Origin of the sequence: Aneurinibacillus soli, assembly GCF_002355375.1 — a bacterium.
GTDB lineage: Bacteria > Bacillota > Bacilli > Aneurinibacillales > Aneurinibacillaceae > Aneurinibacillus > Aneurinibacillus soli.
Genome location: NZ_AP017312.1, coordinates 2,738,804 through 2,751,506, shown reverse-complemented (window position 1 = coordinate 2,751,506; position 12,703 = coordinate 2,738,804). Strand labels below are relative to the sequence as shown.

Genomic DNA, 12,703 nt, shown 5'->3' with positions numbered 1-12,703 from the left:
GGGGCGACATAGTTGATGCAGACACATTCATTCGAACAAGTAAAACAACAAATTATTGAGCTGGCTTATATGGTACGTGGCCATTTCTTGCAGGCTACCCAGGCATTTGAGCAGAAAAATGCTGAACTGGCTCGCGAGGTTACTGCACAAGATGAAGAAGCGAATGCTTTAACTGATAGCGTATCTAAGCACAGCCTTAGCCTTATCGCTTTACAGGCTCCAGTAGCAGGAGACATGCGCACGGTTGGCGCATATTTGAAAATCGTAACGGATCTCGAGCGCATTGGTGATCAAGCGGTAGATATGGCGGATGCCGTCATCCGTATGGATAAGACGGAAAAAGAGCTTCCGTTTTTTAGCATCATGGACATGACAGACGCAGTTAAAGGCATTCTTGATACTACTATCCAGGCGTTCGAAAAAGAGGACATCAATCCGCTTCACACGTTAAATGACATGGATGACGTGATTGACACGCTGCATCGTCGTAACGTTGAAATGCTTGAATCGCTTCTTGAAAAAGAACCGCAGCACTTCCGTGAAGCGATCCAGTATATCAAGCTTCTCCATGCCCTCGAACGGATTGGCGACCATGCCACTAACATTGGGGAATGGACCCTTTACATGAAAACCGGGCACATCGCAGACTTGAATCACTAGACGTTCATAGTTTGCTAGTCACAAGCTTCATAGAAAGTAAGAGACTGTCTCGAAAGCTGTAACACAGCGGTTGAGGCAGTCTCTTTTTTCTTGGGGAGGGGGTTCTCCAAAGTGTGGTGGAGGAGTGGGATCGGACGGAGCCTCGTCACTTCGGTACGCTTACAAAGAAGTTAGGACTGTCCGCTCCAAGTGCCAGACGAACTCGCCCACAAAAGATGTCTACGATGTGTGTGCATCGAAGCATTGTGGGCAAAGGCCCGTTCGTCTGTCCCCTTCCGCTGGGAATCGCGTACAGGCGTTCCGTTGCCCCGCCCGATCCCACTCCTGACACAGTTTGGATGAAAAGCCCCAAGCATAATCAAGAGGTTGAGCTTTGCTATGCAGGTAAAAAATAAAGAAAGCAGACTTCCAAAAAGCCAGTGTCTATCCGAGCAAATCCATTCTGGCGTTGCGCGTTTTTTGTAAACCGAAACGTTGTGCGGGGAGTGGGAGAAGGGAAGAGCAAGAGAGCGCCTGTACGCGCCTACTCAGCGGAGGGAGAACGGCGAATGGGCTTCTGCCCGCAATCCTTCGGTGAATTAGCATCGAGGGCTTTTCTTTGCGGGCGAGTTCGCCGAGCTCCCGGAGCGGACAGTCAGAGCTTCCCTGCAAGTGTACTCAAGCGAACGGCTCATCCCTTCTCCTACTCCCTGACCACTACACATTGTCGATATCACGAAAAAAGCTGCCCTGTTCGCCATGTTCTGACTTTTTGGGCAGCTTATTCTCACATTCTAGCTATACATTTTCTCGCGCAGTGCTTTCACTTCATCGTTTGCGAGGTACTCATCATACTCCATCTGCTTGTCGATCAGCCCGTTCGGCGTAATCTCAATCACACGGTTGGCAACGGTCTGTACGAACTGATGGTCATGCGAGTCAAAGATGATCGTGCCATCGAATTCCATTAGGCCGTTATTGAGTGCTGTGATCGATTCGAGATCAAGGTGATTCGTTGGTTCGTCAAGCAGCAGGACATTTGCGCCCTTGAGCATCATGCGCGACAGCATGCAACGAACTTTTTCGCCCCCGGACAATACGCTCGCTTTTTTCAGCGCTTCCTCACCGGAGAACAGCATACGACCGAGGAAGCCACGCACGAACGTTTCATCCTGATCGTGTGAATACTGACGCAGCCAGTCGACGAGATTCAAGTCGCAGCCTTCGAAGTATTCCGCATTGTCTTTCGGGAAATACGCCTGTGACGTCGTAACGCCCCATGTGAATTCACCTGCATCTGCTTCCACTTCGCCCATTACAATCTGCATAAGCGTAGTTCGAGCCAACTCACTTTGACCAACGAGCGCAATTTTATCGCCTTTATTAATGGTAAAGGTTACGTTATCGAGTACTTTCTCGCCCTCAATGGTTTTCGACAAATCGCGTACGCTAAGAATATCCTTACCAGCTTCGCGCTCGGCTTTGAAATTAATATACGGGTAGCGACGAGAAGACGGCTTGATGTCTTCGAGTGTCAGCTTATCAAGTTGTTTCTTACGCGATGTTGCTTGCTTTGCTTTAGATGCGTTCGAGCTGAAACGGCGAATGAACGCTTCTAACTCTTTGCGCTTTTCATCCGTTTTCTTATTTGCGTCTTTCGCAAGCTTCAATGCTAGCTGGCTCGATTCATACCAGAAATCGTAGTTACCTACGTACATTTGCACTTTTCCAAAGTCGATATCCGCGATATGCGTACATACTTTGTTCAGGAAGTGACGGTCATGGGATACGACGATTACGGTATTTTCATAATTATATAGGAAGTTCTCCAGCCATTGAATCGATTCGAGATCCAAATGGTTGGTCGGCTCATCGAGCAGTAGAATGTCTGGATTGCCGAACAGTGCTTGTGCAAGCAGAACACGGACCTTCTGGCTTCCGTCCAAATCTTGCATCAGTTTATCATGCAGATCAACCGGAATGCCAAGACCCATCAGCATCTCGGCTGCTTCCGCTTCCGCCTGCCAGCCGTTCAGCTCCGCGAATTCGCCTTCCAGTTCAGAAGCACGCATGCCGTCTTCATCCGAGAAGTCCGGCTTTGCGTATAGTTCATCTTTCTCAACCATAATTTCGTATAGACGGCGGTGGCCCATGATTACGGTTTTGAGCACTTCGCAATCATCGAATTCAAAGTGGTTCTGTTTCAGAATTGCCAGACGCTCACCCGGTGTAATGTTCACCTGACCGCTTGACGCTTCAATCTCACCGGACAAAATTTTGAGAAATGTCGATTTTCCAGCGCCGTTTGCGCCAATTAAGCCGTAGCAGTTGCCCGGCGTAAATTTAATGTTTACATCGCTGAACAGGGCGCGGCTCCCGTAGCGTAGCGTAAGACCAGTTGTGCTGATCATGTATGTATCTCCATCCTTTTATTTGCAGATTTATATACCAACTATATATTATATCACATTCCGTGATATGTGAAAAATAGAGCCGGATGACTGGCGTTTGTGCTACGATAGGGAAAAGAGAAACAAATCGGACTATGTGAATACATTGAGCAGCTGGAAGGAGAGATTGTATGACTATCAAGCATGTTCTCGATCATCTGGGGCGGTCGGTTGCCGTTCCATTTCCCCCAAAGCGGATTGTTTCACTCTGCCCGTCGCTGACCGAGACGTTGTTTGCGCTTGGCGTGGGGGAGCGAGTAATTGGGCGGACGCAGTTCTGTATTCACCCGACAGAGGCACTTGCGGATGTCGTGCGCGTCGGTGGTACAAAGCAGGTCAAAGATGATGTACTCGCATCGCTTGCCCCGGACTTGATTATTGCGGAAAAAGAAGAGAATCCGAAAGAGATGGTCGAGCGCCTTGCGGAATCGTATCCGGTGTATGTGACGGACGTCGAGACGTATGAGGATGCGCTTCATATGATCCGTGATCTTGGTAGAGTTGTCGGCGCACGCGTGGAAGCGAAGCAACTGATTCGTGAGATTGAGACAGGCTTTGCGGAACTGATGCAAGTAGACGGTAAGCGTGTAGCATATTTCATCTGGCAGAATCCATACATGGTCGTGGGGGATCATACGTATATTCACTCGCTGCTCTCGCGCTGCGGATTTGTAAATGTGTTTGCGGAAGCGGAAGGCCGTTATCCGGCGGTGACGGAAGATGACATCCGTGCAGCAGCACCGGATTATTTGTTCCTGTCATCGGAGCCGTTCCCGTTTGCCCAGAAGCATCGAGAGGCGCTTTCGGCGCTGTTTCCAGACAGTACGGTTGTGCTGGTGGATGGAGAGATGTTTTCGTGGTACGGTTCACGAATGGTGGCGGCAGCACGCTATTTGCGAAACCTGGTGCGTGATACTACTGGATCATCTTTTAATACATAGGGGAAGTGTATGAAAACAAGACTACTGGCATTTGGAATATGTCTTTTATCTTTCTTTATTATGTTTTTTCTTTTTTGGATCGTTCTTGAAAAGTTTACCTCGAAAGAAACGCCGCACGCACAACGGGGTGTTCTTGATTTATCAGCGTGGGATTTTGAGAAAAAAGGAGCTGTATCCCTGGATGGAGAGTGGGCGTTTTATCCGGACCAATTGCTTGAGCCAAAAGATCTTGAAGCCGGACAGAAAAATCCTACATATGTAAAAGTTCCGTCTTTATGGAATGATTATAGTATCCAGGGTAAAAAACTTCCTCCTTATGGCAGTGCGACCTATCATCTACAAATAAAAGTAAACGGTCAGGAGCGAATATTTGGTATAAAAACCTCAAATATTCGTATGGCAAATAGAATCTATATAAATGGTCATCTAGTAGGCGCGAGCGGGGTTCCGAGCATACAAGGAACGTATTCCCCTGAAAATACACCGTATGTACGTTATGTGAATGTATCAGGGGATAAAGTTGATGTGATTGTTCACGTTTCGAATTATGTGTACGCTCCTGGTGGCGGGATTTTTCACTCGATCTATTTCGGGGATCAGCAGACGATTTCTTCCTTGAGAGAACAGGCCCTTGCATTTGACTGGATTATGCTTACGGGGATTGTTGTTATGGGCATTTACTTTTTAGGATTATATATGCAGAGAAGGAAAGACTTTTCTTTGCTGTCTTTTGCTGTGTTTTGTTTTTTTTCAGGATTATATGTAGTGACGCATGGAGAAAAAGTGCTGTATACGTTATTTCCTCAGATTGATTATTTTTTATTTCAAAAGCTACAAGTGATATCAGGCATTATTTCGAATGTAAGTCTTATTTTGTATACGTATTTTTTCTTTTCTACACTCTGTTTTTTGTGGTTTGTACAGATAAGCGTTTTTGTCGGCAGCGCATTAATCATAGCATCCTTTGTTTTTCCGATGAGCATTTATACACATCTGGAGCTGCCTTTCTCCCTTTTTGCAAGTGTGCCGTACTTTTATATGATTTATATTTCTGTACTGGCAGCGATTAGAGGAATGGAAGGGGCCATCTATCTTACGGTCGGTGCTTTTTCTTTCATGATGTATATGGTTGATACTACGCTTAATATAAGGGGATATTCATCTACGAATATTCTCCCCCCTTTTGAACCTCTTTTATTTATGTTAATGCATTCCTTATTGATGTCACTTCGTTCGTATAATGCGTTCAAGAAAAATGAAGAGCTATCCACGAAATTGTTGACGGTTGATAAACTAAAGGATGAATTTCTGGCGAAAACCTCGCATGAATTACGAACACCGTTGCATGGGATTATTAATATGACGCAAATATTGCTAGAGGAAATAGCAGACAAAATCAATGCAAGGCAAAAGGAGAGCCTGTACTTGATTCATTCGATTGGCAAGCGCTTGTCTAACCTGATTAATGATATTATCGATGTTTCGAAAATGAAGCAGGGAGAATTGACCCTCTATCCATCTTTTGTTGATGTGCGAACAAGTGCTCATACCGTTCTCGCCACGTTCTCAATTCTACAGCAAGAGAAAGAAATCACACTATGCAATCGTATTCCGGAAGATTTACCGAGTGTTTATGTTGATGAAAATCGGTTGCATCAAATTTTTTACAACTTAATCGATAATGCGATGAAATACACCACAAGTGGAACGGTTGAAATTTTTGCACAAGTACGCGGGGAGTTTTTGGAGATTGTTGTGAAGGATACGGGAGCAGGAATACCTGAAGACAAATATGATGAAATTTTTCAATCATTCCATCAACTAGAAGCGCATATGACTCGAGAAAATAACGGGATTGGCCTTGGTTTGAACATCACGAAACAATTAGTAGAATTACACGGAGGCAGGATTGATGTGGAGTCACAGGTAGGGAGGGGATCTCGTTTTCGATTTACCCTGCCAGTGGTGAAAAACGAAAGACAAAGAGAGGAAAAGAAATTTTCTATAACAGATACAAATGTGCACGTTATGTCTTTTACTACCCCTTATAAAAGGATGAAGGAAGGAACGAGCACGGTATTAGTAGTAGATGATGAATATTCTAATTTAAACGTAGTCATCAATGCGATTGATGCTATGGGACATTCTGTGATTGCTGTAAAAAATGGCGCGGAAGCTTTTGACGCGTTATACAATCATCCAACTATTGATCTGGTTATTCTTGATCTTATGATGCCGCGAATATCCGGTCTAGAAGTGTGTAAACACATTCGAAAAACCGCCAGCTTAAGTGAAATACCGATTCTTATGTTGACGGCAGCCGGACAAGTGGGGGATATTCTCGCCTCTTTTGAAGCAGGTGCCAATGATTTTTTACCAAAACCTGTCGAACTTGCGGAATTAAAGGCCAGAGTGGCGTCTCTTCTTCTTATGAAAAAATCAGCGCAAGATGCCGTTCAGCATGAGCTAGACTTCTTACAAGCTCAAATTACTCCGCATTTTTTATATAACGCATTAAATACAGTCGTGTCTCTCTCGTATAAGGATGCTGAAAAAATGCGTGGAATCATTCATGACTTAGTGTACTATTTACGTGCAAAATTTGATTTTAATCGTATGGATCGAGTCATTCCGATACAACAAGAACTCGAATTGGTTCGTGCTTATTTAGAGATTGAAAAAGTACGATATTCTCATCGACTTCAGGTTCTGTTTGATATTGATGAGAATGTCGAATGCTTGCTTCCGCCGCTTACCATTCAACCGCTCGTAGAAAATGCGATCCAGCATGGGATTTCACCCAAAATTTCCGGGGGGACAGTGAAAATATCTGTTCGTCAAGTGGAGAATACGGTTCAAATTATCGTAGAGGATGACGGGAGTGGGATTCCTGAAGCACGCATCCAACAAATCCTCGGCGGTCAATACAACGGAGTAGGGTTCCGTAACGTAAATAAACGTCTACAGACGATCTATAATTGTCAATTACAAATTGAAAGTTCAAGTGAAACAGGTACAAAAATAATTGTGGCCTTAAACGAAGGAGTTGTGCTATGAGGGCAATGCTGGTAGATGATGAAGAGATGGCATTGGATGTACTGGAAATACTGTGTAAGGAAATTGGGGGAGTAACCGTTATCGGCAAATACCGCAACCCTTTTGATGCAGTGGAGGCAGTACAAACACAAGAGGTCGATGTTGTATTTCTTGATGTTGAAATGCCAGGCATCAATGGATTGCAAACAGCGGAAAAAATGATGCGCCTCGATGATCATGTACATATCGTTTTTGTGACAGCGTATAATCAATATGCGGTGGAAGCTTTTGAGATTAACGCGATCGATTACTTATTGAAGCCTGTACGAAAAGAACGGTTGAAAAAAACCATAGAGAGACTTCACCACACTCGGATTGTCCAAACAGGACTACATAAAGAAAAGGAATCCCATCAGGCCAGGGTTTGTTGCCTGGGGACGTTTGTGCTATATGATAAAGACGGGCAGCAGGTAAAATGGCGAACGAGAAAGACAAAAGAGCTATTTGCTTATTTATGGCATCATCGTGGTCAGGCAGTCCATCGGGATAAAATTATGGTCGATTTATGGTCAGATCTGGAAGGGGAAAAGGCATCTTCTCTCCTTCATACGAGTATGTATCATCTACGAAGTACATTAAAAAAGATGAGATTTGCGAAGCCGGTTCTTTTCTCAGATGAGAAGTATGCGTTGAACGTACAAGAGTTGGTGAGTGATGTGGAAGAAATAGAGCAACGAATAAAAGAGAGTATCGAAAATGTAAGCGACGCCTCGTTAGAAATGATGTTGACCACATATAAAGGTGATTATATGGGCGAAGAAGCTTTTCACTGGGCGAGTGGATACCGAAAGCAAGTACGGGAAATGTATAGTAGCTGGCTGGACGCGAATACAAAACGCTGTCAGGATAAGAAGACAAAAGAGCGGCTATTATACCAATTGGTTATAATGGAGCCCTATCGAGATGAATATTGTTATAGGTTGATGAATCATTATATAAGTGCAGGAGATATTCCTCAGGCGCTATCCGTGTATCATGATTTCGAAAAACTGCTGGCTAGAGAGTTGCGGGAGGAGCCTGGGCCAAAAATAAGAGATTTATATATACAAGCCTCTCGTTTTTTATAAGGGAGAAAAACGTAGAAAAAACCGACCGTAGGCTCAGGTCGGTTTTCTAGGTTAGATGACTATTTTCCTTCGGTCACCTGATTTACGAGACTTTCGACAGCAGCCCGACTTAGTTTTTCCTCGCCTCTGGCTAACGCATCGAGCGTGCCGTGAGCAAGCAGAAGGGGGATACGGCAAAAGGTAAGAACCGGACCCGATTCAATATCGCCCACATATTGATTGGCTAATTCCAGATTGCGCCTTGCATACGCAAACATGTCGTCTTTCGTCCATCCATCAGGAAAAAAATCGGTTCCTCGGGCGAGATCTTCGTCACGATTGCGAATAATATTAACCGCTTGTAAACCACGGCCAAAGGCTACAGCCAATTTTTGATCGGTTTCCACATGACTATTGAACCATTTCCATACTTCCGAGAGTAAGATACCGACTAAACCTGCGACATAGAATGTATAGTCATCCAGATCTTCTTGGCTTGTAATCTTCCACTCTTTTGCAACCCAGTCGGCCATTCCGGTTGACATGATGGCGGTTGATTTCAAAATATTAGGGGTAATGGTGGACGGGCTGAGCTTGATCCAATCTGCCAATCGCAAGGTGACGTCTGGTAATAGAGCGTGATAAGGCTGCAATAATTGTGCTAGTTCAGTTTCTTCGGCGGATTCCTCTAAAAGTAAACTAATAGAGCGCAGCAGGTGAATTTTGATATCGGAAGGAAGTGTCGGATGATCTTCTATCTCATCAATCGCTCTCATACAAAGATAGGCGGCTGCAATAGCTTCTTGTAGTCCGGATGGTAAATGGTGAATGGGGATAAAGAACGTTCGGCTGGTTGCTAACAGCATATCCATGGCCTCTTTATGTAAAATTTCTATTTCTGTCATAGGGGGATTGCACTCCTTTTCGATTATACAAGTATTTTTAAGATACCCTATCTCGAGGAATATAGGAAGAGGATGGTTTATTTTTGATGATGAGAATGGAAAGCTCCTGGATGCACTTCTTGCTCGGTTTTGTTAAACCCGCTACAATTAAAACCGAAACTAGAGAAACAGGAGATTACATAGATGAAATCACTCGTACTGGCGGAAAAGCCGAGCGTGGCGAAAGAAATCGCCCGTGTGCTCGGCTGCACGCAGAAAAATAAAAGCCATTTTGAAGGTCCAAAATATGTGGTGACCTGGGCGCTTGGTCATCTCGTCGAACTGGCGGAGCCAGAAGACTACGATCCGAAATACAAGACGTGGAAGCTTGAGGATTTGCCGATCATCCCGGACAAAATGCGGCTGAAAACCATTCGGGAAACATCGCACCAGTTCCGCGCGGTTTCACAGCTTGTGAAGCGGAATGACCTAAAGGATCTGATCATCGCAACCGATGCGGGCCGGGAAGGTGAGCTTGTTGCTCGCTGGATTATGGAGCTTGTGAAGTGGAAGAAGCCGTTCTACCGCCTATGGATTTCCTCGCAGACCGATAAGGCGATTCGGGACGGATTTGCGCATCTGAAGCCCGGGCATGACTATGACAACTTGTATCAGTCGGCGGTCTGCCGGGCGGAAGCGGACTGGCTGATCGGGCTGAATAGTACGCGGGCGCTTACAAGCAAGTACAACGCCCAGCTAGCGGCGGGACGTGTGCAAACGCCGACGCTTGCGATGATGATGGACCGCGAGAAAGAAATTGAATCATTCAAGCCACTCGAATACTGGACCATTGAAGCGAACTTCGGTGCGTTTAAAGGCATGTGGCGCGACGCTGCGAATCAGGATAGTCGCCTATTTGACAAAAGTCGGGCAGAAGCGATACGTGAGCGGGTGGAGAATGGGCAGGGTAAAGTCGTTCGTGTCAAAACAATAGAAAAAACCGAGCCGCAACCGCTTGCCTACGATTTGACCGAGCTGCAGCGGGACGCGAATAAAAAGTATGGATTTTCTGCGAAGCAGACGTCAAATGTGCTGCAGCGGTTATATGAGCAGTACAAGCTTGTCACGTATCCGCGTACCGATTCACGCCACTTGACAAGTGATATGGTCGATACGCTCAAAAGCCGACTTGACCGTATCGAAGTGGGCCCATATGCGCCGCTTGTGCGCCCGCTTTTGAAGTTATCGAAGCTACCGATCACGAAGCGGATTGTCGATGATACGAAAGTCACGGACCACCATGCGATCATCCCGACAGAAGAGCCGGTGCGATTAGGTGAATTGACGAACGACGAGCGTAAGCTATATGACTTGATTGTGCGCCGATTTATCGCACTTTTCTATCCGGTATATAAATATGATAGTCTCCAGGTGACCGTTGATGTGGCGAGTGAGATGTTGTACGCGAATGGCCGGACGGTGACCGATGCGGGCTGGAAAACAGTATACGGCATGGAAGCTGTACCAGGGGATGAGGCGAACAGCGACGAGCTGGCAGACCAGTCACTTCCGACACTGACAGAAGGGGCTGTGCTTGCGGTGACACGATGTGAGATGCGCAGCCAGATGACGAAGCCGCCGCTTCGTTTTACAGAGTCTGATCTGCTTACTCGTATGGAGAAGCACAATCTGGGTACCCCGGCGACGCGCGCCGATATTATTGAGAAGCTCGTGAAGTCTGATACGATAGAGCGGCAGGGTACGCGCCTGCACCCGACGAAAAAAGGTCAGCAGCTTATTAAGCTCGTCGCCCGTGAACTGCGCTCTCCGGAGTTAACAGCGAAATGGGAACAGGAACTCGAAAACATCGCGCGTGGTCGCGGCAATGCCAGTCAATTCCTTTCAAGTATCCGCGAGCAGACAGGCAAGCTCGTCAAGGAAATCCGTACAAGCGATGTGGAATACAAGCCACACAACGTGACAGGCTCGAAATGCCCGGAATGCGGCAAGAATTTGCAGGAATTCAAGGGCAAGCGAGGCAAGCAGCTGATCTGTCCGGATCGTGAGTGCGGCTACCGTCGCGCTGCCGAAGCCCAAGTATCGAATCATCGCTGTCCACAGTGTCATAAGAAGATGGAGATTCGAACCGGAAAAGCGGGCAAGTTCTTCCAATGTAAGCCGTGCGGCATTGTTGAAAAGCTAGAGGATGTAAAAGGCGGCGGCAAGAAGGTAACAAAGCGTGAGGAGAAGCAGCTCGTGCAGAAATATGCGAAGGATGAAACGTTCTCATCGAGTCTCGGCGATTTGCTGAAAGCAGCGCTTGAGAAGCAAGGGAAGAACGAATAGAAGCTGGTTTGCTTGTGAAAATAGAAAGCCTGCTGACGTAGTAGAATCAGCAGGCTTTTTTCTGATTACGAGTGTTTTTCGGACGTGTTTGTATTCTGGCTGCGGGAACGTGTCTGATTGCGGTACCCACCGACCTGATCGGCCATTTTGAACTCGTGGTTATACAGCACTTCCTGTGTTTTGGACAACTTATGCGGACGTTCGATTGGTCGGGATTGACGGCTGCTCATCGTATGCATCCTCCTTCATTGGTTTAGGTTCCTTACCTAGAATGGGTAAGGAAAGAGTGGTTTATTCATACCCTGAAAATTATTCCAATACGATGATAATACAAGGACAGGAGAAACTGTATTCGAATGAGGCCAAGTTTTGTTCTATAATACTATTGTTGACGTATTATCTTTAAGAAAATGAGAAGCGAGGTTTTAAATTTGGATTATACTGCATTCAAAGACATTATTCATGGAAGACGGAGCGTTCGTAAATTTACCGAACAAGATGTTCCTATAGAAGAAATTGACGAAATTATGGACTGTGCCCGGTATGCGCCGAGTGACACGAATTCGCAAACGTGGGAATTTATTGTGATCAAAAACAAAGATACGATTAAAGCGATTGAACAAATGACATGGGATGCTTTACATAAAAAAGCGGAAGAGGCAGGACAGAGAGGATTTGAAAAGGAAGGCAAGCTGCTTACTCGCTCGTTCGGCCCGTATGCGACTGCTTTTGCTGATGCCCCTGTCTTGATTGTCTGTCTGGCTACTCCGTATCGTTCTAAGTTCCGTGAGAAAATTTTTGATCCGGTGCAATTCGTACCCCCAGCGATCTGGGATGAAGAAGGGATTAAAAGCAGTTGTTTAGCGATTCAGAACCTGATGTTAGCGGCTCATGTACGAGGACTCGGGACTTGTGCGATGACAGGACCGATTCTACTCGCGCAAGATAAAATGGCGGAGTATTTGCAAGTCGATCCAGAAAAGCAAATCAACATGGTCGTTGCTCTGGGGTATCCAAAAGACCAGCCTAAGAAGTTACCGCGCAAGGAAGTTAGTGAAATTGTGAAGTACGTTTTGTAAGTAATTTTCAGTTTGAGAGCCTGTTGCTTCTTGTAGAGCAGCAGGCTCTTTTTCGTGGTAGGATAATAGAAAAGCTTGTCATTGTTAACATGGAACTGACAGAGCTTGACTATCTGGCCGATCTAGTCGTGCATGAGCGGAAGATTGGAGAGGTGCTGGCAGAAGCGAACAAAATGATTTGTACGAACGAATGATCTGTTTTACAATGATAGAATGACATAA

The 12,703-nt window shown here is 45.8% G+C and carries 10 protein-coding genes; 7 read left to right on the top strand and 3 right to left on the bottom strand.

Going from position 1 to position 12,703, the window contains the following annotated elements; translation table 11 throughout:
• Positions 1–15 precede the first annotated feature (15 nt).
• Positions 16–660: a phosphate signaling complex protein PhoU gene (gene phoU, locus CB4_RS13885; RefSeq protein ID WP_096466375.1), complete on the top strand. Its 645-nt coding sequence runs from the start codon at positions 16–18 to the stop codon at positions 658–660.
• Positions 661–773: 113 nt separating this feature from the next.
• On the top strand, positions 774–1,055 hold the full coding sequence (locus CB4_RS13880) for a hypothetical protein (RefSeq protein WP_096466374.1): 282 nt from the start codon (positions 774–776) through the stop codon (positions 1,053–1,055).
• Between the two features lie 378 nt (positions 1,056–1,433).
• On the opposite strand, the gene CB4_RS13875 is transcribed toward CB4_RS13880, so the two are convergent.
• Positions 1,434–3,050, bottom strand: a complete 1,617-nt coding sequence (locus CB4_RS13875) for an ABC-F family ATP-binding cassette domain-containing protein (RefSeq protein ID WP_096466373.1) — start codon at positions 3,048–3,050, stop codon at positions 1,434–1,436.
• A 170-nt stretch (positions 3,051–3,220) separates the two neighbouring features.
• Here CB4_RS13875 and CB4_RS13870 point away from each other — a divergent pair, with 170 nt between their 5' ends.
• Genes CB4_RS13870 through CB4_RS13860 form a run of 3 tightly spaced genes read left to right on the top strand, consistent with a single transcriptional unit; the run spans position 3,221 to position 8,193 of the window.
• A complete protein-coding gene (locus CB4_RS13870) occupies positions 3,221–4,030 on the top strand; it encodes an ABC transporter substrate-binding protein (protein ID WP_096466372.1) in 810 nt (269 codons plus the stop codon).
• 9 nt (positions 4,031–4,039) lie between these two features.
• Positions 4,040–7,087 carry an ATP-binding protein gene (locus CB4_RS13865; protein WP_096466371.1) on the top strand — a complete coding sequence of 1,016 codons (3,048 nt, stop codon included), beginning with the start codon at positions 4,040–4,042 and terminating at the stop codon, positions 7,085–7,087.
• Entirely contained in the window at positions 7,084–8,193 is a 1,110-nt protein-coding gene (locus CB4_RS13860; protein WP_096466370.1) for a response regulator, read from the top strand. The genes CB4_RS13865 and CB4_RS13860 overlap by 4 nt, the downstream gene beginning before the upstream one ends.
• 59 nt (positions 8,194–8,252) lie before the next feature.
• Here the strand turns inward: CB4_RS13860 and CB4_RS13855 are convergent, their stop codons facing one another.
• Positions 8,253–9,077, bottom strand: coding sequence for a squalene/phytoene synthase family protein (locus tag CB4_RS13855; protein ID WP_096466369.1), 825 nt, complete (start codon positions 9,075–9,077; stop codon positions 8,253–8,255).
• 183 nt (positions 9,078–9,260) lie between these two features.
• On the opposite strand from CB4_RS13855, the gene CB4_RS13850 reads away from it, so the two are divergent.
• Positions 9,261–11,402, top strand: coding sequence for a DNA topoisomerase III (locus tag CB4_RS13850; RefSeq protein WP_096466368.1), 2,142 nt, complete (start codon positions 9,261–9,263; stop codon positions 11,400–11,402).
• Positions 11,403–11,467: 65 nt separating this feature from the next.
• Here CB4_RS13850 and CB4_RS13845 read toward each other — a convergent pair whose 3' ends face one another.
• Positions 11,468–11,632 carry a YfhE family protein gene (locus tag CB4_RS13845; RefSeq protein WP_110546216.1) on the bottom strand — a complete coding sequence of 55 codons (165 nt, stop codon included), beginning with the start codon at positions 11,630–11,632 and terminating at the stop codon, positions 11,468–11,470.
• 201 nt (positions 11,633–11,833) lie between these two features.
• On the opposite strand from CB4_RS13845, the gene CB4_RS13840 reads away from it, so the two are divergent.
• Positions 11,834–12,481 (top strand): nitroreductase family protein, encoded by a 648-nt coding sequence (locus CB4_RS13840; protein WP_096466366.1) that lies wholly within the window; start codon positions 11,834–11,836, stop codon positions 12,479–12,481.
• Positions 12,482–12,703: the final 222 nt, after the last annotated feature.